This is a genomic window from Burkholderia sp. Bp8991, from assembly GCF_003853795.1.
Lineage (GTDB): Bacteria > Pseudomonadota > Gammaproteobacteria > Burkholderiales > Burkholderiaceae > Burkholderia.
In genome coordinates this window covers 286,614-305,956 of record NZ_QTQJ01000003.1, presented here as the reverse complement: position 1 = coordinate 305,956, position 19,343 = coordinate 286,614, and the positions used below count along the sequence as shown (strand labels likewise).

Here is a 19,343-nt window from a genome sequence, read left to right as displayed (position 1 = left end):
GGATCGTACGAGGAGACCTTCGCATGACTTCGAGCCGAACCCCGTCCGCGCTGGTGCTGCCGGAACAGCGCGTGGTCGCCGTCGACGACCTGTCGGTGATGTTCCGACGAGAGAACGCGACGTTCGACGCGGTGCGCAACGTGTCGTTTCACGTCGATCGCGGCGAGACGCTCGCGATCGTCGGCGAATCGGGCTCCGGCAAGTCGGTCACGTCGCTCGCGCTGATGCGGCTCGTCGAGCACGGCGGCGGCGAGATCACGAGCGGCCGGATCGCGTTGCGGCGCCGCGGCGGCGCGCTCGTCGACCTCGCGCAGGCGAGTGCGGCGACGATGCGCGGGATCCGCGGCGCGGACATCGCGATGATCTTCCAGGAGCCGATGACGTCGCTGAACCCGGTGTTTACGGTCGGCGACCAGATCAGCGAGGCGATCGCGCTGCACCAGTCGAAGAGCGCGACCGAAGCGCGCGCGGAAGCGTTGCGGCTGCTCGATCTCGTGCGCATTCCGGAGGCGCGCCGCGTGTTCGCGCGCTATCCGCACCAGTTGTCCGGCGGGATGCGGCAGCGCGTGATGATCGCGATGGCGCTGTCGTGCCGGCCCGCGCTCCTGATCGCCGACGAACCGACGACCGCGCTCGACGTGACGATCCAGGCGCAGATCCTGCAACTGATCCGCGGCCTGCAGGACGAAATGAACATGGGCGTGATCTTCATCACGCACGACATGGGCGTGGTGGCCGAAGTGGCCGATCGTGTGCTGGTGATGTATCGCGGCGAGAAGGTCGAGGAGGGCGAGTCCGAGCGCATTTTCGCGACGCCCGCGCATCGCTACACGCGTGCGCTGCTCGCGGCCGTGCCGCGGCTCGGCTCGATGCACGGCACCGATATCCCCGAGAAATTTCCGCTGCTGAAGGTGGACGGCGCGAGCGCGGCCGCGCCGGCGTCTGCCGCGAACGACGCGAATGATGCGGCCGATGCGAACGATGCGGCCGATGCGAACGATGCCGCCGCGGTCCCCGCCGCCGGGCAGCCGCGCGTCGATCCGGCCGCGCCGCCGATCCTGCGCGTGCGCGATCTCGTCACACGGTTTCCGGTGAAGAGCGGCGTGTTCGGCCGCGTGTCGCAGTACGTGCATGCGGTCGAGCGCGTGAGCTTCGAGCTGCGCGCGGGCGAGACGCTGGCGCTCGTCGGCGAATCGGGCTGCGGCAAGTCGACCACCGGCCGCTCGCTGCTGCGCCTCGTCGAATCGCAGAGCGGCTCGATCGAATTCGACGGCCGCGACATCAGCGCGCTGAAGGGCCAGGACCTGCAGGCGCTGCGCCGGAACATCCAGTTCATCTTCCAGGATCCGTTCGCGTCGCTGAACCCGCGCCTGACGGTCGGTTTCTCGATCATGGAGCCGCTGCTCGTGCACGGTGTCGCGAGCGGCCGCGAAGCGCAGGCGCGCGTCGACTGGCTGCTCGACAAGGTCGGCCTGCCGCCGGAGGCCGCGCGCCGCTATCCGCACGAATTCTCGGGCGGCCAGCGCCAGCGGATCGCCATCGCGCGCGCGCTCGCGCTGAATCCGAAGGTCGTGATCGCCGACGAATCGGTTTCCGCGCTCGACGTGTCGGTGCAGGCGCAGATCGTGAACCTGATGCTCGACCTGCAGCGCGAGCTCGGCGTCGCGTATCTGTTCATCTCGCACGACATGGCCGTCGTCGAGCGCGTCAGCCATCGGGTCGCGGTGATGTATCTCGGCCAGATCGTCGAGATCGGCCCGCGCCGCGCGGTGTTCGAGGCGCCGCAGCATCCGTACACGAGGAAGCTGATGAGCGCGGTGCCGGTGGCCGACCCGGCACGCCGGCATGCGCCGCGCCAGCTCGCGGCGGACGAGATTCCGAGCCCGATCCGCGCGGTCGGCGACGAGCCGATCGTCGCACCGCTCGTCGCGGTCGGCCCCGATCACTACGTCGCGACGCATCGCGTCGGCGGCGCGTATTGATTGTGCGGCGAGGCGCATATGGACCGTAGCTGCGCACGCGCCAGGCAACGGCGTCACTTCCCGGAGCGGATGCAGTCGCGCCGCGATTTCCACCACGCGTTACCGAATCATCCACAGGAGCCAGACAAGATGAACAAGCCGCATTCGTTCCCGATGTTCCGCCCGCGCGCGCTGTTCGCCGCGGGGGCAGGCGCGCTCGCGCTGTCGGTCGCCGCGCCCGCGTTCGCGCAGCAGAACGTCGTGGTCGCCGTGTACTCGACGTTCACGACGATGGACCCGTACGACGCGAACGACACGGTGTCGCAGGCCGTCGTGAAGTCGTTCTACGAAGGGCTGTTCGGCTTCGACAAGGACATGAAGCTGGTGAACGTGCTCGCGACGAGCTACCAGGCGTCGCCCGATGCGAAGGTCTACACGGTCAAGCTGCGCCCGGGCGTGAAGTTTCACGACGGCACCGACTTCAACGCCGACGCGGTGAAGGCGAACTTCGACCGCGTGACCGATCCGGCGAACAAGCTGAAGCGCTACGGGCTGTTTCGCGTGATCGAGAAGACCGAGGTGGTCGATCCGATGACGGTGCGCTTCACGCTGCGCGAGCCGTTCTCCGCGTTCATCAACACGCTCGCGCACCCGTCGGCGGTGATGATCTCGCCGGCCGCGCTGAAGAAGTGGGGGCGCGACGTGTCGCTGCATCCGGTCGGCACGGGCCCGTTCGAGTTCGTCGAATGGAAGCAGACCGACGACATGAAGGTGAAGAAGTTTGCCGGCTACTGGAAGAAGGGCTATCCGAAGGTCGATTCGATCGACTGGAAGCCGGTGGTCGACAACAACACGCGCGCCGCGCTGCTCAAGACCGGCGAGGCGGATTTCGCGTTCACGATTCCGTTCGAGCAGGCGGCCGACCTGAAGAGCAATCCGAAGGTCGAGCTGATCGAGCGGCCGTCGATCATCCAGCGCTACATCTCGCTGAACATGCAGAAGAAGCCGTTCGACAATCCGAAGGTGCGTGAAGCGCTGAACTACGCGGTCAACAAGGAGGCGCTCGCGAAGGTCGTGTTCGCCGGCTACGCGACCCCGCAGACGGGCGTCGCCCCGGTCGGCGTCGAATACGCGACCAAGCTCGGGCCCTGGCCGTACGATCCGGCGAAGGCGCGCGCGCTGCTGAAGGAGGCCGGTTATCCGAACGGCTTCGAGTCGACGCTCTGGTCCGCGTACAACCATTCGACGGCGCAGAAGCTGATCCAGTTCGTCCAGCAGCAGCTCGCGCAGGTCGGTGTGAAGGTGCAGGTGCAGGCGCTCGAGGCCGGCGAGCGGGTCGCGAAGGTCGAGAGCGCGCAGGATCCGGCGGCGGCGCCGGTGCGGATGTACTACAGCGGCTGGTCGGCCTCGACGGGCGAGGCGAACTGGGCGCTGTCGCCGCTGCTCGCGTCCACGTCGGCGCCGCCGAAGCTCTACAACACCGCGTACTACAAGAACGGAGCCGTCGACGACGATCTCGCGAAGGCGCTCGAGACGACCGACAACGCGAAGAAGGCCGCCCTGTACGCCGACGCGCAGAAGCTGGTGTGGGCCGACGCGCCGTGGATCTTCCTGGTGCAGGAGAAGATCGTCTACGCGCGCAGCAAGCGCCTGCACGGCATGTACGTGATGCCGGACGGTTCGTTCAACTTCGACGAAATCTCGGTGAAATGACGGCAGCTCGCCTGCTGTCCGGCGCCGGCGGCGCAAGCTGCCGGCGCGCTGATTCGATCGGTGTCCCATGCTGAATTTTCTCGTCAAACGCCTGTTCGGCCTGCTGCCCACGCTCGCGATCGTCGCGGTGCTGGTGTTCCTGTTCGTGCACCTGCTGCCGGGCGATCCGGCGCGGCTCGCGGCCGGCCCGGAAGCCGACGACGCGACGGTCGCGCTGGTGCGCACCGATCTCGGGCTCGACCGGCCGCTGCCCGCGCAGTTCGCGAACTTCTTCGTGAAGATCGCGCACGGCGATTTCGGCACGTCGACGCGCAGCAAGCGGCCGGTGTCGACCGAGATCGGCGAGCGCTTCATGCCGACGCTGCTGCTCACGCTCGTCAGCATGGTGTGGGCGACGGCGTTCGGGATGGCGATCGGGATCGCGTCGGCGGTATGGCGCAACCGCTGGCCCGACCGCCTCGGGATGACGATCGCGGTGTCGGGCATCTCGTTTCCGGCGTTCGCGCTCGGCATGCTGCTGATGGAGATCTTCTCGGTGAAGCTCGGCTGGCTGCCGGTCGTGCCGGACGGCACGTGGAAGAGCTACGTGCTGCCGTCGCTGACGCTCGGCGCCGCGGTCGCGGCCGTGATGGCGCGCTTCACGCGCGCGTCGTTCGTCGAGGTGCTCAACGAGGACTACGTGCGCACCGCGCGCGCGAAGGGCGTGCACGAGCCGCTGGTGGTGCTCAAGCATTGCCTGCGCAACGCGATGATCCCGGTCGTCACGATGATGGGGCTGCAGTTCGGCTTCCTGCTCGGCGGCTCGATCGTCGTCGAGGCCGTGTTCAACTGGCCGGGGCTCGGGCGCTTGCTGGTCGATGCGGTCACGATGCGCGATTACCCGGTGATCCAGGCGATCGTGCTGCTGTTCTCGCTCGAATTCATCCTGATCAACCTGACCGTCGACGTGCTGTACGCGGTCATCAACCCGACCATCCGGTTCAAGTGAGCGTGAGGCCAGCATGAACGCGACTGTCCAGCCCGCGGCGCCGGCCGCATCGAACACGATCCGCACGCCGTGGCGTGAATTCTGGCGCAAGTTCCGCAAGCAGACCGTCGCGCTGGTCGCCGGCGGCTTCGTGCTCGCGCTCATCGTGCTGGCCTTCGTCGGCCCGCACATCGTGCCGTTCGATCCGGAGAACTACTTCGACTACGACGCGCTGAATGCGGGGCCGTCGGCCGTGCACTGGTTCGGCGTCGACTCGCTCGGCCGCGACATCTTCAGCCGGATCGTCACCGGCACGCGCATCTCGCTCGCGGCCGGCTTCTTCTCGGTCGCGCTCGGCGCGCTCATCGGCACGTTCTTCGGGCTGCTCGCCGGCTACTACGAAGGCTGGTGGGACCGCATCACGATGCGCGTGGCCGACGTGCTGTTCGCGTTCCCGGGGATCCTGCTCGCGATCGGCGTGGTCGCGATCCTCGGCAACGGGATGGTCAACGTGATCTGCGCGGTCGCGATCTTCAGCATTCCGGCGTTCGCGCGGCTCGTGCGCGGCAACACGCTGATGCTCAAGCACATGACCTACGTGGAAGCCGCGCGCAGCATCGGCGCGTCCGACTGGACGATCATCATGCGGCACATCCTGCCGGGCACCGTGTCGTCGGTCGTCGTCTACTTCACGATGCGGATCGGCACGTCGATCATCACGGCCGCGAGCCTGTCGTTCCTCGGGCTCGGCGCGCAGCCGCCGACGCCGGAGTGGGGCGCGATGCTCAACGAGGCGCGCGCGGACATGGTGACCGCGCCGCACGTCGCGATCTTCCCGAGCCTCGCGATCTTCCTGACCGTGCTCGCGTTCAACCTGCTCGGCGACGGGCTGCGCGACGCGCTCGACCCGAAGCTGGAGCGGCGCTGATGCGAGCCGTGCCCATGTGGGCCGCGACGCTGCCGGCCGGGCCGCGCGGCACGATCGCCGACGTGCCGGGCGTGACGGTCGGCCATGCGACGCTCGATGCGGGCGACGTGCAGACGGGCGTCACCGTCGTGAAGCCGCACCCGGGCGACCTGTACCGCAGCAAGGTGCCGGCCGGCGCGGCCGTGATCAACGGCTTCGGCAAGAGCGTCGGGCTCGTGCAGGTCGACGAACTGGGCACGCTCGATACGCCGATCGCGCTGACCAGCACGTTCGGCGTCGGCGCGGTGGCGCAGGCGCAGATTCGCGCGGCGGTCGCGGAGAACCCGCAAATCGGCCGCGACTGGCCGACCGTCAACCCGCTCGTGTTCGAGTGCAACGACGGCTATCTGAACGACATCCAGGCGTTCGCGGTGACGGCCGCGCATTACGACGAAGCCTGCAATACCGCGGCGCGAGATTTCGCACGTGGCGCGGCAGGCGCCGGGCGCGGGATGTCGTGTTTCGACCTGAAGGGCGGGATCGGCTCCGCGTCGCGCGTGGCCGTCGCGGCCGGCAGGCCGTATACGGTCGGCTCGCTCGTGCTCGCGAATTTCGGCCGGCTGCCGATGCTGATGCTCGGTGGCGTGCCGGTCGGACGGATCGTCGCGCAGCGGCGTGCCGCAGCGGACGCTCAGCCGACGCACGCGGCGCCGCCCGAGCAAGGCTCGATCATCCTGCTGCTCGCGACCGATGCGCCGCTCGACGCGCGGCAACTGGCGCGGCTCGCGCGCCGCGCGGGCGCGGGGCTCGCCCGCACCGGCTCGGTCTACGGGCATGGCAGCGGCGACATCGCGCTCGCCTTTTCCACCGCGTACACGATCGCGCACGATGCGTCGACCGTCGCGCTGCCGGCCCTCGTGGCCGATGCGGCGCTCGATCCGCTGTTCATGGCCGCGGCCGAAAGCGTCGAGCACGCGATCGCCGACGCGCTGCTGCAGGCCGTGACCGTGACCGGCCGCGACGGCCACGTACGGCAATCGCTGCGCGATGCGGTGCCGGATCTCGAACGGTTATTCAACGCAGGCAACGAAGGACGTCCGAGCCATTCATGAAGATTCTGATCTCGACCGACATCGAGGGTGTCGCCGGCGTGTTCGCCCTCGAGCAGACGCGTGCCGGCAATCCGGAATACGAACGCGCGCGCCGCTGGATGACCGCCGAGGCGAACGCGGCGATCGAAGGCGCGTTCGCCGGCGGCGCGCAGGCCGTCTGGGTCAACGATTCGCACGGCAGCTTCCGCAATCTGCTGCCCGACGGGCTCGATGCCCGCGCCCGCGTCGTGCTCGGCAAGCCGCGCACGCTGGGGATGATGGCAGGCCTCGAGCAGCAGCCCGACCTCGTGTTCATGATCGGCTTTCATGCGAAGTCGCAGACGCGCGGCGTGCTTGCGCACACCATCAACAGCTTCGCGTTCACGCAGGTGTGGCTGAACGGCGTCGAACTCGGCGAAGCCGGGCTGTATGGCGCGCTGGCGCGCGAATACGGCGCGCACGTCGCGCTGGCGTCGGGCGACGACGTATTCGCCGAGGAAACCCGGCCGCTGTTTCCGGACGCGCGTTTCGAAACGGTCAAGACGGCCGGCGGCGCATCGAGCGGCGACACGCTCACGCCGGCCGCGTCCTGCGCGCGCATCGCGACCGCCGCACGCGAAACGGTCGCGCATGCGCTGTCGTCCGGCTGGCGCGCGACCGCGCACCGGCCCGCGCCGGCCGCTTGCACGCTGCGCGTGCAGACGGCTGCGCTCGCCGATCTGTTCTGCGTGCTGCCGTCGCTCGAGCGGGTCGATGCGGTGACGCTGCGCTTCGACGGGCCGTCGGTCGAGCACGTGGTGCGCACGCTGAACAGCCTGTCGGCCATGTCGTTCATGCTGCGGTGATGCGTACCGACCGGATGGCGCCGATGCGCGGCGCGTCACGCACCGGGCGCGCGGTCTGCCGCCGTGTCGAGCAGGAACGCTTCCATCGCGGCGACCAGCGCGAGCGGGGTTTCGTTCATCGGGTAATGACCGGCATTGCGCAGCACGTCGACGGTCGCGCGCGGATAGCGCCGCAGATAGGTGCGCGCCATCAGCGCCGCGTCGAACGCCGGATCGTGTTCGCCGATCAGCACCTTCACCGGATGGCGGCCCGTGATCTCGTCGGTGAAATCCGTGTCGGCCCACGCGCGGAAGTACGCGCCGAACGCGTGCGGCGACGAACAGGATGCCGAATACGCGGCTTTCCACTCGACCCAGGCGGCGGGCAACCGGCCGCCGGTGCTGCGATCGATGATGGTGCGGCGATCGGCGAGCTGGTCGGCGGCGCGTTCGAATAGCGCGCGTCGCGCGGCGTCGAACGGCAGGCCGCCGCACGGCACCGGCGCGATCGGCACCAGCGCGCGTACCCGGTCGGGCGCCATGGCGGCGACCTTCTCGATCGCCATGCCGCCCATCGAGTGGCCGACGAGGCTGAACGTGCGCCAGCCGAGCGCGTCGGCGAGGGCGAGCGTGTCGGCGGCGATTTCGGCGATCGAGTACGCGCCGTGCGCGCCGCGCATGCCGCCGTAGCCGCGGTAGTCCATGAACACATAGGTGAAGCGTTCGTGCGACAGCCACGTCTCGACGGGCTCGAACGCACGCGCGTCGCCGAACCAGCCGTGCAGCACGAGAACAGGGTGGGGGCCGTCCCCCACGCGATGAAACGTATTGGGCATCTCCGCTCCGAAGAAGTCGCTATCCGGCCGATTCGGCCGTCAGGTCTTGCGGCCATCCGGTCGCGCAAGCGTGGAGCGGATCGTAGACCGATCGAAGGTGACCCGCCTTCGATATCGGGTCATTCATGATGGAATTCGGGCCTTGAGAAATACGCTGCTGGATCCCTACGAAGACATTCCCCGTAGCGTCGTGGTGACCGCCAACGACTACGCGGCGGGCACGACGTTTCCGGAGCACGCGCACCGGCGCGGGCAGTTCGCGTTCGCGTCGCGCGGCACGATCAGCGTGTCGACGCCGCACGGCCGCTGGCTGGTGCCGCCGCAACGCGCGTGCTGGGTGCCGGCCGGCGTGCGGCACGAAATGACGATGACCGGGCCGGTCACGATGCTCAACACGTTCGTGTCGGACGACACGGCCGAGGCCGCGGGGCTGCCGGACCAGTGCGGCGTGTACGGCGTGTCGCCGCTCCTGCGGCAACTGATCGACGATGCGATCGACCTGCCGGCGATGTACGACGTCGACGGCCGGGCGGGCAAGCTGATGGCGCTGCTGGTCGCGGAAATCGCGACGATGCCGCGGCTGTCGCTGCACGCGCCGCTGCCGGCCGACGCGCGCCTCGCGAAGATCTGCCGGCATCTGTTCGCGTCGCCGTCGATCGCGGCCGATCTCGACCAGGTGGCGACCGACGCGGGCGTGAGCCGGCGCACGTTTACGCGGCTGTTCCGCGCGCAGACCGGCGTGAGTTTCGCCGCCTGGCGTCAGCAGGTCTGCATGCTGGCGGCGATTACCCGCCTGAGCGACGGGCAGCCGGTGACGCGGGTCGCGTTCGATCTGGGCTATGCGAGCGCGAGCGCCTTTACGTCGGCGTTTCGCCGCATCCTCGGCGAAACGCCGAGCCGGTATCTGGAGGTTCGCCGCTAGCCGGAGCGGAGGCGGCGGCGAGTGCGGCGGCGTGCTCCGGTCGCGGACGAAAAAAACGCGTCTGCCAGGTTTCGGTCAGACGCGCTTGAAGGCACTCGGTCAGAAAAATACGCGCTCAGGCAGCGGGGCAGTATTCGCGCATTGCGGGTGAAATTGTTGCCTGTTCCGATTCAATCCCGTCGGTGTCGGGCGGATAGCAAAGCATACGCCGTGTAACGCGCAAACGATATCGTGCGGGCCCGACGATTCATGTGCTGTCGCAGCATGCGTTTCAATCGCGCGTTTGATGCCGGAGGCGGGAGCAGTCAACCAAGGGCGTCGGCCGTCCCGATCGGGCGTGCTGCGGCACGGCATCGAATGTGGGGGCCCGAAAGCGAAAACCGCCGCACGACGCGATGCCTGTCGGTATCGCGCCACACGGCGGTTCGGTGCGGGCAGCCGGCGTGCGCCGGCTCGCGGGTCACACGTCGAAGAACACGGTCTCGTCCGGCCCCTGCATGCGGATATCGAAGCGGTACACGACGGGCCGGCCCGGTTGCGCGTCGCGCTTCGCGACGAGCGTCGCGCGGCGTTCGGCCGGCACGAGGTTCAGCACCGGATCGGCCGCGTTCGCCGCGGCTTCGTCGTCGAAATACAGACGGGTGAACGCGTGGGTCAGGATCCCGCGCATCATCACGGTCACGTTGATGTGCGGCGCTTCGTCGGCGGCGGCGCGGCCCGGCTTGACCGTCTGGACCACGAAGCGGTGCTGCGCATCGGTGCCCGTGCCGACGCGTGCGAAGCCCGTGAAGCCGGACTTCGCGATGTCGTCGCGCGACGCGGGATAGCGGCCCGCGCCGTCCACCTGCGTGAATTCGAGCACCGCGTCGCTGACGACGTTGCCGTCGCCGTCGAACACCTGTCCGACCAGCAGCACGTGCTCGCCTTCGGCGTCCGGCGTGGCGATCGCCGGCGTGAACAGGCTCTTCAGGTCGTAGTCGTATTGCTGCGGGCACAGGCCGTACGCGAAGTACGGGCCGACCGTCTGCGAAGGGGTTTGCTTCAGCGTCGTCATGGTTCAGCGCTCCATCGGGGTGGCGTCGCGGCCGCGCAGCACGATGTCGAATTCGTAGCCGAGCGCATAGCCTTCTTCGGTGATGTCCATCGAGAAGCGCGAGATCAGGCGGTCACGCGCCGCTTCCGGCGTGCCCTGGAAGATCGGGTCGTACGCGAGCAGCGGATCGCCGGGGAAGTACATCTGCGTGACGAGGCGCGAGCCGAAGTAGTCGCCGAACAGCGAGAAGTGGATGTGATTCGGGCGCCATGCGTTCGGATGGTTGCCCCACGGATACGCGCCGGGCTTGATCGTCAGGAAGCGGTAGCGGCCTTCGGCGTCGGTCATGCAGCGGCCTGCGCCGAGGAAGTTCGGGTCGAGCGGCGCGTCGTGCTGGTCGACCTTGTGCACGTAGCGGCCGGCCGCGTTCGCCTGCCATACCTCGACGAGCGTGTTGCGCACGGGCTTGCCGCCTTCGTCGAGCACGCGGCCGGTGACGACGATGCGCTCGCCGAGCGGTTCGCCGTTCTTCACGGCGTTCTTCGTCAGGTCGTGGTCGAGCGCGCCGAGATCGTCGGTGCCGTAGACGGGCACGTACTGGTCGCGCAGCTTTTCCTTCAACGGGATCAGCGGGCGGGTCGGGCCGCGCTTTACCGACGAACGGTACTCGGGGTGGATATACGCGGGATGCGACGGCCAGTCGCGCGGCGTGAGAATCGTGGGGGAATCCATCGGGCGTCTCCTGTCAGGTATTTCGCGAAGTGGATGGCAAGACTTTAGCCAATCCGGAAAGTTATGCAAAATGACCTTTTTTCGCGAATCGCATAACCGTTCGTTATGTTCGGAGGCGCCCATGGAAATCCGCCGGACAGGCGGCGTGATCGCGTTGCTGCCCGGCGACCGGAGTCCATGCGCGGCGGCGTCATGCGTGACGCCGCGCCGAATGCTTGGGTGTTTCCGGAAAGTTATGCAAAATGGCGTGATATCACCGTTCGTATAACCCCCCGTTATGAATAACCGTATCGCCGACGGACGCGTCAAATTCCGGCACCTGCAGTGTTTTCTCGCGGTCGCGCAGTTGGGCGGCGTGCAGAAGGCGGCCGAAAGCCTGTCGATCACGCAGCCGGCCGTGTCGAAGACGATCGCCGAACTGGAGTCGATCCTCGGCGTGAAGTTGTTCGAACGCGGGCGGCACGGCGCGCAGCCGACCCGCGAAGCCCAACTGTTCATCCCGCACGCGAACGCGTGCGTGCTGGCGCTGCGGCAGGGTGTCGGGCTGCTCGCGCGCGAAGGCGGCGCGGCCGCGGCGACGCTCGAAATCGGCATGCTGCCGACAGTCGCGGCATCGCTCGCGCCCGCGCTGATGAAGGCGCTGACCGCACGCTGGCCGCGCATCGTGGTGCGGATCGCGACGGCTGCGAATACCGAGCTGCTGGAGCGCCTGAAGGCGGGGGCGATCGAATGCGCGATCGGGCGCCTGTCGGAGCCGGAACGGATGATCGGGCTCGCGTTCGAGCAGCTGTACAACGAACCGCTCGTCGCGGTCGTGCGCGCCGGCCATCCGCTGCTGGCGAGTGCCGCGCCGGCCGCCGAGCTCGCGCGCTATCCGGTCGTGCTGCCGCCGTTCGGCACGCTGATCCGCCAGTCGGCCGAGCAGCTGCTCGGCGCGTGCGGCGCGCCGCCGCTGGATTCGTTCATCGAGGTGCTGTCGGTGTCGGTCGCGCGTGCGCTCACGCTCGAGAACGACGCGGTCTGGTTCGTGCCGCTCTATGCGGCCGAATACGACTTGTCGGCCGGCGCGCTCGCGCGGCTGCCGCTGCCGTCCGCGGGCACCGACGAGCCGGTCGGGCTCGTGCTGCGCACCGATGCGCAACCGTCTCCCGTCGCCCGGACGCTGATCGACGCCGTGCGCGACATCGCGCAGGCGCGGTTCGGCGATGCGCACACCCATCGCGCCCCCCGTGGCGCGCGCAAGCCGGCTCGCCGCCAGCGTCGAGACGCCGGGCAGGGCGTGGACGGATGACGTCCGGCTGCCGCTCTTTCACCGTCATTCGTTAGCCATTCGGTCAGTAGCGGGTGTCGTCGTGCTTGGCGTATCGTACCGTTTTTGATACACTCGATGACACGACGATGGCGAGACAGCAGATTCAGATCACGCTCGACGTACGGTTCTTCCGCACCGCGCGTGGCAACGAGCCGGTGCGCGAATGGCTCAAGGCGCTCGGGCAGGTCGAGCGCAGGGTGATCGGCGAAGAGATCAAGACCGTTCAACTCGGCTGGCCGCTTGGCATGCCGCTGGTCCGGAAGATATCTCAGGATCTGTGGGAAATCCGCGTGATGTTGCCGCAGCGAAGCGCGCGCGCTGTTCACGGTCGTCGGCGACACGATGGTGCTGCTGCACGCGTTCTTCAAGCAGTCGCAGGCCACGCCGTCCGACGATCTCGACGTGACCGTCGCGCGGCTGAAAGCGCTGACGCGCGCCATCTGAATTCCTCCGGCTGCGCCGGCACATGCGATCGGCGATGTGCCGGCCGGCCACGCCATGCACTGGAGTACCCATGACGACCACGAACAACCCGCATATCGGCAGCGATTTCGACAGCTTCCTCGAGGACGAAGGCCATCTCGAAGCGGCCACCGCCACCGCGATCAAGCGCGTGATCGCGTGGCAGATCGGCCAGGAAATGAAGGCGCAGCACATCACGAAGACCGCGATGGCCGCGCGGATGAAGACCAGCCGCGCCGCGCTCAACCGGCTGCTCGACGAAACCGACACGAGCCTCACGCTCGCGACGCTCGCGAGCGCGGCCACCGCACTCGGCAAGCGGCTCAGCTTCGAACTGGTGCCGGCCTGACACCCGCGGCGCAGCGGTGCGCGGCCGGTTCGCGGTGTGCCGGCGCAGCGCGGCGAGCGCCCGTTTGCTCGTCCGCACACGGGCGCCGGCACGCGATCACGTGCGTCGCCCGGCCATCCGCAGATAAAGCAGCGCACCGCCCGCAAGCAGCAGCGGGCACAAGATGAACCACCCCGTCGTCAGGAACAGCCCGGCGACGGCGACCAGCGAAATCCACGCGCAGCGATATGCGATGCCGCCGCGCGGCAGCAGTTTCAGCGCGGCCGCCGCGCCGAGTCCGTACACCATCACGAAGCATCCGGACGTGACGAGCACGAGCGGCTTCGGCCCGACGTCCGAGAGCGTCGTCGCGGCCAGTGCGACGACGGCCAGCACCGCGATCACGCCAAGACTTCGGCGCGGCACGCCGCCGACCTGGCTGCCTTGTGCGAGCCACGCAGGCAGTGCGCCGTCGCGCCCGAGCGCTGCGCCGAGCTTCGCCGCGCCCGCGAAATACGCATTCATCGTGCCGAGCGTGAGCAGCAGCGCGGCCGCTGCCGCCAGCACCTGCGCGTGACCGCCGATGCCGCCCGCGATCAGTTCCGCGAGCGGCGCACCCGACGCGCCGGCCGACGGCCCGAGCACCGTGACGCTCGCGGCCGCGACCGACAGATACAGAAAGCCGACGACCACGACCGCGATCCCGGCCGAGCGCGGCATGTCGTGCGCGGGCCGGCGGAACTCTGCCGCGAGGTGCGTGATCGCTTCCCAGCCCGCGAAGCTCCACACGAGCAGTGCGGCAGCCTGGCCGACCGCGAGCCAGCCATGCGGCGCGAACGGATGCAGGTTCACCGTGCTTGCATGCGGCGCGGACGCGAGCACGGCGGCCAGCAGCAGCGTGACGAGCAGCGCCGACAGCACGAGCTGCATGCGGCCCGACACCGTGACGCCGAACGCATTCGCGGCCGACACCGTGGCGATCAGCGCGGCAGCCGTGACGATCACCGTGACGTGTCCGCCGCCCGTGACGGCGGCGACGTACGCGCCGCCGAACATCGCGGCGGCCGGCGCGCCGGCCGGCACCGCGAAATAGAAACACCAGCCGACGATTGCCGCGGCCTTCGGCCCGAATGCGCGTCGCGCGTAGGTCGATACGCCGCCCGCGTCCGGATAGCGCGCGCCGAGTGCGGCGAAGGTGGCGGCAAGCGGCCCCGACAGCACGACGAGCGCGGCCCACGCCAGCAGCGATGCAGGGCCTGCAACCTCGGCCGCGAGCGCGGGCAACGCAATCACGCCGGTGCCGAGCACCGCGCCGATATACAGCGCGGCGCCCTGGAAAATCGTCAGCGAGCCCGCGTGGTGAACGGCGGGCGAATCGGCATGCGAGGGCATGAAAGGCAGTCTCCTGAAGGCTCGTTATGGGCACGCTCGGGCGCGCAATGAATCGTTCGATGCTACCCGAACGTACGCGGTGCTGCCGCGCGGCGTTTAGTAGTCCGCGATGTGCCGTGTGTCAGCCGATGTCAGGAGTCAGTGGCGGCGTGCGAGCCGCAGGCGCGCATCCTCGCGCGCGGCAGGCGGCAGCTCGGGCGCGTAATGGAACGTGCCCGCCACGAGCGACGCGACCGGCACGCCGTCGCGGAACAGCACGCGATTGCCGGCCAGCGCGGGCACCTTGTCGCCGGGCAACAGCGTGCCGGCAAGGTTCAGCGGATCGGCGCCCGTCACGCACACGTACTGGCCGTCGCCCGGTTGGCGACGCAGCTCGCGCAGGACCGGGATCGCTTCCGGCAGCGCGAACTGCTCGCCCGCGAGCCCCGCGACGAAGCGGCCGCCGCGAATCTCGCCGCGCGCTTCGAGACGTTGCAGCACGCGCACGAGCTCGCGCCAGCTCGGCAGCCAGTCGGCTTCGCGTTCGAGCAGCCGCCAGAACACCACGCCATAGCGGCGCAGCAGCGTCCACGCGATGTGTTCGAGCGCATCGGGATCGGTCGCGGGCGCACCGCGCTTCGGTGCCGGGGTTGGCGCATCGTCCGGCGCCGACATGCGTTGCACGAGCGCCCAGCGGCCGGCGTCGTCCATCCCGCCGATCAGCGCGCCACCGCGCCGCGTGCGCGGCGCATAGGTCGCGCTGCGCTTGACCGCGGGCTTCAACAGCGCGCGCAACCCGGCGAAGCTGTCCGCATTCACGAGGCCGGCCGACACGAGTTCGCCGAGCGCCTGCTCGAGTTCGACCGGCAGCATGTGCAGTTCGTCGAGCAGCGCGTCGAAGAACATCGCGCCGTGTGCGGCAAGTGCATCGCGCACCTGCGTCGCACGCGCGGATAGCGCCGGCTGCGCGTCCGGGTCGCGCAGCGCCTGCCATGCGCCGAGGTGGCGGCGCGGCAGCAGCACGATCGGCGTCGTTTTCACGGGCGTGCCGGCCGCGCGCGCCGGCGCGCCGATGCGGGTCCACACGAGTTTGCCCGAGCGGCACAGCTCGTCGAGGCCGCCGGCCGTGTAGTCGGTCAGGCGCGCGGGCAGCAGCGCGTCTTCCCATGCGCTCGCCGCGGCTTCGTAGCCTTCGAGCTGCTCGACGACGGCCGCGAGCGCGTCGCGGCCCGTGCCGCGCGTGTCGGGCGTCAGGTGCTGCCAGTGGAACAGGAAGCGCATGAAATCGGCGCGCTCGACCGGCTCGATCTCGCGGCGCAGCCGCTTGACCGTGTAGCGATGAATGCGCGCGAGCAGGTGGCGTTCGCACCATTCGTCGGTCGTGGCGCCCGGCGTGAAGCGGCCATGCATCACGTAGCCTTCGCGCTCCAGTGCGGCGAGCGCGGTCGCGATCGCCGCGGACGGCAGGCCGAGCGGCTGCGCGATGGCGTCGAGCGTCGATGGCCCGAAGCCGGTGAGCCGCGCGCGGATCACGTCGACGAGCGCGGCATCGGCTTCCCAGGGTTGCGCGCAAGCGGCCGGCACCTTCAGCGCGGGCACGACGCGTGCATTGGGATGCAGCGCGCGCATGCAGACCAGCCGTTCGACCGGCACCCACAGCACGGCGCCGTCCGGCGTGACGAGTTGCGTCGCACGACGGCGCTCGGCCAGTTCCGCGAGCCGTTCGGGCCAGCCTTCGTGCGCGTGCGCTTCGCCGTCGGCGATGCATGCGAGCGTGAGCAGGGCGTCGTGCATTTCGTCGGCATCGCGTACGAGCGGCCACGCTTCGTCGCGCACCGCATCGATGGCGTCGGCGTCGAGCGCGCCGAGATCGTCGGCCGATTCGGGATCGCTCCAGCGGCGCGACTGCACGGCCTGCGTGCGGCGCTCCTCGAGCGGCGCGTCGTCGAGGAACGCATAGGGCTTCGCGTTCAGGATCTCGGCCGCGAGCGGCGACGGCGCGGGCAGGTCGCGCGCGATCAGTTCGATCGCGCCGCTTTCGATCCGGCGCAGCAGCGCGAGCCAGCCGTCGGTATCCATCGCGTCGTGCAGGCAATCGTCGAGCGTCTGGTCGACGAGTGGATGGTGCGGGATCTCGCGTTCCCCGACGACGTTCTCCACGCACGCGACCTGCTCGGGGAACACGGTCGCGAGCAGGTCGTCGCTCTTCATCCGCTGCAGTTGCGGCGCGGTGCGCCGGCCGCCGGTGAAGCGCGGCAGCGCGAGCGAGGTCGTCGCGTTCCAGCGCCAGCGCACGCCGAACATCGGTGCGTCGAGCAGCGCCTGCACCAGCACGTGCTCGGCGCTCGCCGAGCGCAGGTAGCGCCACACTTCGTCGAGCGCGAAGCTGTGCGCGAGCGACAGCGAAAGAATGATCGCGTCGTCGGTCGCGGCGGCCTGCAGCTCGAAGTTGAACGTGCGGCAGAAGCGCTTGCGCAGCGCGAGCCCCCACGCGCGGTTGATACGGCTGCCGAACGGCGAATGGATCACCAGCTGCGTGCCGCCCGATTCGTCGAAGAAGCGCTCCATCACGAGCGTGTCCTGCGTCGGCAGGGCGCCGAGCGCCGCGCGCGTGCGCGCGAGGTAGTCGGCGATCTGGCGGGCCGCATCGGGCGACAGGCGGAGATCGTCGACGAGCCAGCGCAGTGCCGGCGCGAGGCGGCTTGCGGGCGGGGCGATCGCGGTGCCGCCGTTATCGCTGCGCGAGTCGGCCAACGCGTCGGCTTCGGCGGCCGCCTTGCCGGTTTTGCCGCGCGTGCCCGTCTTGCCCGCTGCGTCGTCGCTCGCGCGTTTGCGTGCTCCGGCCTCGGAGTGCCGATCGCCTTCGGCGAACAGCCCGTCGAGCCGCGCCCGCAGCCGGCCGACCGCCGCCGACAGCTCGTCGCTGCGCCCGAGCCCCTCGCCGAGCCAGAACGGAATGCCCGGCGCTTGACCTTGCGCGTCCTCGACGCGCACACGGCCGGTTTCCACGCGAATGATCCGGTAAGACTGGTTGCCGAGCTGGAACACGTCGCCCGCGAGGCTCTCGACCGCGAAATCCTCGTTGACGGTGCCGACCTGGATACCCTGCGGTTCGAGCAGCACCGCGTAGTCGGCCATGTCGGGAATCGTGCCGCCCGACGTCGTCGCGGTCATCATCGCGTTGCGGCGCCCGCGCACCGTGCCGCCGACCACGTCGCGATGCAGGTATGCACCGCGCACGCCGCGACGGCTCGTGAAGCCTTCGGCGAGCATCTTCATCACGTCGTCGAAGCGTTCGCGCGACAGGCGTGCGTAGGGCGCCGCGCGCGTGAAGCTCGCGTACAGCGCGTCCTCCTGCCATTCCGCGCAGGCGACTTCGGCGACGATCTGCTGCGCGAGCACGTCGAGCGGTGCCTCGGGAATCCGCAACGCGTCGAGCTCGCCGCGTTGCACGCAATCGAGCAGCGCCGCGCATTCGACCAGCTCGTCGCGCGACAGCGGGAACAGGCGGCCCTTCGGCACGCCGCCGACATGGTGCCCCGAGCGTCCGACACGCTGCAGGAACGGTGCGATCCCGCGCGGCGAACCGACCTGGCACACGAGATCGACGTCGCCGATGTCGATGCCGAGTTCGAGCGACGCGGTCGCGACGAGCAGCTTCAGCTCGCCGCGCTTGAGCCGCTGTTCGGCGTCGAAGCGATGCTCCTTCGCGAGACTGCCGTGGTGGGCGGCGATCGCGTCCTTGCCGAGACGGTCGGCGAGATGGCGTGCCATGCGTTCCGCAGTGCGCCGCGTGTTCACGAACACGAGCGTCGTGCGATGCGCGGCGGCAAGCGCGGCGATCCGGTCGTACACCTGTTCCCACACGTCGGTCGCCATCACCGGCTCGAGCGGCACGTTCGGCAGTTCGAGCGCGAGGTCGCGTTCGCGGGTGTGACCGGTATCGACGATCGTGCAGTCGCGCGGCGCATCGGCCGGGCCGCCGACCAGGAAGCGCGCGACCGCGTCGATCGGTTTCTGCGTGGCCGACAACCCGATGCGCGGCAACGCGCGGCCCGTCAACGCGTCGAGGCGTTCGAGCGACAACGCGAGATGGCTGCCGCGCTTGGACGACGCAAGCGCGTGGATCTCGTCGACGATCACCGAACGCACGTTCGACAGCATTTGCCGCCCCGACGTGGACGACAGCAGCACGTACAGGGATTCGGGCGTCGTCACGAGGATGTGCGGCGCGCGCTTGCGCAGCGCCGCGCGTTCGGCCTGCGTGGTGTCGCCGGTGCGCACGGCGGTGCGGATCGCCGGCACCGGCAGGCCGAGCTGCGCGAGCGAGTCGGCGATGCCGGCGAGCGGCGCGTCGAGGTTCACGTGGATGTCGTTCGACAGCGCCTTCAGCGGCGACACATAGACGACGAGCGTCGCGTCGGGCAGCGCGCCGTCGTGCGCGAGCGCATCGCGCACGAGGTCGTCGAGTGCGCACAGGAACGCGGTGAGCGTCTTGCCGGAGCCGGTCGGCGCGGCGACGAGCGTCGACCGGCCGGCCTTGATGTGCGGCCATGCGAGTGCCTGCGCGCCGGTCGGCGCGGCAAACGTGCGGCGGAACCACGCGGCGACGGCCGGGTGGAACACGTCGAGCGCGTGGGCGGGGCGGGTGGCGGTGACGTCCATCGGAGCGTTGAAATGGGGTGCGAGCGCGCGGGCGGCCGCGTGCGAATCGTCAGTGTGCCAGACGTCGCGTGCGCGTGCCGGGCACCGCGCGCGGCGGGAATGCGCGCGCCGGAGATTCAGATGAGGCGCGGCGCCGGCATTTCAACGGGCGTGCGTGCGTAACGGAACCCGCTCGTTCGCGGGTGCTGGATCGAGGAGAGAAGGAAGTCGGGTTCGACG

14 protein-coding genes and 1 pseudogene are annotated in these 19,343 nt (G+C 69.4%); 10 read left to right on the top strand and 5 right to left on the bottom strand.

From position 1 onward, the window contains the following. Nucleotides 1-23 precede the first annotated feature (23 nt). The 6 genes from DIE02_RS05100 (at nucleotide 24) to DIE02_RS05075 (ending at nucleotide 7,484) form a co-directional block, all read left to right on the top strand. On the top strand, nucleotides 24-1,982 hold the full coding sequence (locus tag DIE02_RS05100; protein WP_124485003.1) for a dipeptide ABC transporter ATP-binding protein: 1,959 nt from the start codon (nucleotides 24-26) through the stop codon (nucleotides 1,980-1,982). Nucleotides 1,983-2,111: 129 nt separating this feature from the next. Beyond that, nucleotides 2,112-3,674, top strand: coding sequence for a glutathione ABC transporter substrate-binding protein GsiB (gsiB, locus tag DIE02_RS05095; RefSeq protein WP_124485002.1), 1,563 nt, complete (start codon nucleotides 2,112-2,114; stop codon nucleotides 3,672-3,674). A gap of 67 nt (nucleotides 3,675-3,741) precedes the next feature. After that, nucleotides 3,742-4,662 (top strand): glutathione ABC transporter permease GsiC, encoded by a 921-nt coding sequence (gene gsiC / locus DIE02_RS05090; protein ID WP_124485001.1) that lies wholly within the window; start codon nucleotides 3,742-3,744, stop codon nucleotides 4,660-4,662. Between the two features lie 13 nt (nucleotides 4,663-4,675). After that, nucleotides 4,676-5,569 carry a glutathione ABC transporter permease GsiD gene (gsiD, locus tag DIE02_RS05085; protein ID WP_124485000.1) on the top strand — a complete coding sequence of 298 codons (894 nt, stop codon included), beginning with the start codon at nucleotides 4,676-4,678 and terminating at the stop codon, nucleotides 5,567-5,569. Beyond that, complete coding sequence (locus DIE02_RS05080) at nucleotides 5,569-6,660, top strand: P1 family peptidase (protein WP_124484999.1); 1,092 nt, start codon at nucleotides 5,569-5,571, stop codon at nucleotides 6,658-6,660. The genes gsiD and DIE02_RS05080 overlap by 1 nt, the downstream gene beginning before the upstream one ends. Continuing rightward, nucleotides 6,657-7,484 (top strand): M55 family metallopeptidase, encoded by an 828-nt coding sequence (locus DIE02_RS05075; protein WP_124484998.1) that lies wholly within the window; start codon nucleotides 6,657-6,659, stop codon nucleotides 7,482-7,484. The genes DIE02_RS05080 and DIE02_RS05075 overlap by 4 nt, the downstream gene beginning before the upstream one ends. Nucleotides 7,485-7,519: 35 nt before the next feature. On the opposite strand, the gene DIE02_RS05070 is transcribed toward DIE02_RS05075, so the two are convergent. Continuing rightward, the gene (locus DIE02_RS05070; RefSeq protein ID WP_124484997.1) at nucleotides 7,520-8,299 is read right to left on the bottom strand and encodes an alpha/beta fold hydrolase; all 780 of its coding nucleotides are present in this window, start codon (nucleotides 8,297-8,299) and stop codon (nucleotides 7,520-7,522) included. A 142-nt stretch (nucleotides 8,300-8,441) separates the two neighbouring features. Here DIE02_RS05070 and DIE02_RS05065 point away from each other — a divergent pair, with 142 nt between their 5' ends. Then, nucleotides 8,442-9,221: a helix-turn-helix domain-containing protein gene (locus DIE02_RS05065; protein WP_044842914.1), complete on the top strand. Its 780-nt coding sequence runs from the start codon at nucleotides 8,442-8,444 to the stop codon at nucleotides 9,219-9,221. Between the two features lie 460 nt (nucleotides 9,222-9,681). Here DIE02_RS05065 and pcaG read toward each other — a convergent pair whose 3' ends face one another. Further along, entirely contained in the window at nucleotides 9,682-10,275 is a 594-nt protein-coding gene (gene pcaG, locus DIE02_RS05060) for a protocatechuate 3,4-dioxygenase subunit alpha (RefSeq protein WP_124484996.1), read from the bottom strand. Between the two features lie 3 nt (nucleotides 10,276-10,278). Continuing rightward, nucleotides 10,279-10,986 (bottom strand): protocatechuate 3,4-dioxygenase subunit beta, encoded by a 708-nt coding sequence (gene pcaH, locus DIE02_RS05055; protein WP_124484995.1) that lies wholly within the window; start codon nucleotides 10,984-10,986, stop codon nucleotides 10,279-10,281. Between the two features lie 277 nt (nucleotides 10,987-11,263). On the opposite strand from pcaH, the gene pcaQ reads away from it, so the two are divergent. The 3 genes and pseudogenes from pcaQ to DIE02_RS05040 all read left to right on the top strand — a co-directional run bounded on the left by pcaQ (nucleotide 11,264) and on the right by DIE02_RS05040 (nucleotide 13,109). Continuing rightward, entirely contained in the window at nucleotides 11,264-12,277 is a 1,014-nt protein-coding gene (gene pcaQ, locus DIE02_RS05050) for a pca operon transcription factor PcaQ (RefSeq protein WP_124484994.1), read from the top strand. Nucleotides 12,278-12,384: 107 nt separating this feature from the next. Further along, a pseudogene (locus tag DIE02_RS05045) lies at nucleotides 12,385-12,742 on the top strand (type II toxin-antitoxin system RelE/ParE family toxin). 70 nt (nucleotides 12,743-12,812) lie between these two features. Further along, a complete protein-coding gene (locus tag DIE02_RS05040) occupies nucleotides 12,813-13,109 on the top strand; it encodes an XRE family transcriptional regulator (protein ID WP_044842919.1) in 297 nt (98 codons plus the stop codon). A gap of 96 nt (nucleotides 13,110-13,205) precedes the next feature. On the opposite strand, the gene DIE02_RS05035 is transcribed toward DIE02_RS05040, so the two are convergent. Together DIE02_RS05035 and DIE02_RS05030 are read right to left on the bottom strand one after the other, a co-directional pair. Continuing rightward, on the bottom strand, nucleotides 13,206-14,480 hold the full coding sequence (locus DIE02_RS05035) for an APC family permease (RefSeq protein ID WP_124484993.1): 1,275 nt from the start codon (nucleotides 14,478-14,480) through the stop codon (nucleotides 13,206-13,208). 138 nt (nucleotides 14,481-14,618) lie between these two features. Beyond that, nucleotides 14,619-19,124: a DEAD/DEAH box helicase gene (locus tag DIE02_RS05030; protein WP_124484992.1), complete on the bottom strand. Its 4,506-nt coding sequence runs from the start codon at nucleotides 19,122-19,124 to the stop codon at nucleotides 14,619-14,621. Between the last annotated feature and the right edge of the window lie 219 nt (nucleotides 19,125-19,343).

What these genes read in the sequence shown, in the direction of transcription:
- pcaH (WP_124484995.1), bottom strand. Translation starts at nt 10,986, where the DNA reads ATGGATTCCCCCACGATTCTCACGCCGCGCGACTGGCCGTCGCATCCC.
- DIE02_RS05080 (WP_124484999.1), top strand. Translation starts at nt 5,569, where the DNA reads ATGCGAGCCGTGCCCATGTGGGCCGCGACGCTGCCGGCCGGGCCGCGC.
- DIE02_RS05040 (WP_044842919.1), top strand. Translation starts at nt 12,813, where the DNA reads ATGACGACCACGAACAACCCGCATATCGGCAGCGATTTCGACAGCTTC.
- DIE02_RS05035 (WP_124484993.1), bottom strand. Translation starts at nt 14,480, where the DNA reads ATGCCCTCGCATGCCGATTCGCCCGCCGTTCACCACGCGGGCTCGCTG.
- pcaG (WP_124484996.1), bottom strand. Translation starts at nt 10,275, where the DNA reads ATGACGACGCTGAAGCAAACCCCTTCGCAGACGGTCGGCCCGTACTTC.
- gsiB (WP_124485002.1), top strand. Translation starts at nt 2,112, where the DNA reads ATGAACAAGCCGCATTCGTTCCCGATGTTCCGCCCGCGCGCGCTGTTC.
- gsiD (WP_124485000.1), top strand. Translation starts at nt 4,676, where the DNA reads ATGAACGCGACTGTCCAGCCCGCGGCGCCGGCCGCATCGAACACGATC.
- DIE02_RS05070 (WP_124484997.1), bottom strand. Translation starts at nt 8,299, where the DNA reads ATGCCCAATACGTTTCATCGCGTGGGGGACGGCCCCCACCCTGTTCTC.
- gsiC (WP_124485001.1), top strand. Translation starts at nt 3,742, where the DNA reads ATGCTGAATTTTCTCGTCAAACGCCTGTTCGGCCTGCTGCCCACGCTC.
- DIE02_RS05075 (WP_124484998.1), top strand. Translation starts at nt 6,657, where the DNA reads ATGAAGATTCTGATCTCGACCGACATCGAGGGTGTCGCCGGCGTGTTC.
- DIE02_RS05030 (WP_124484992.1), bottom strand. Translation starts at nt 19,124, where the DNA reads ATGGACGTCACCGCCACCCGCCCCGCCCACGCGCTCGACGTGTTCCAC.
- DIE02_RS05100 (WP_124485003.1), top strand. Translation starts at nt 24, where the DNA reads ATGACTTCGAGCCGAACCCCGTCCGCGCTGGTGCTGCCGGAACAGCGC.
- pcaQ (WP_124484994.1), top strand. Translation starts at nt 11,264, where the DNA reads ATGAATAACCGTATCGCCGACGGACGCGTCAAATTCCGGCACCTGCAG.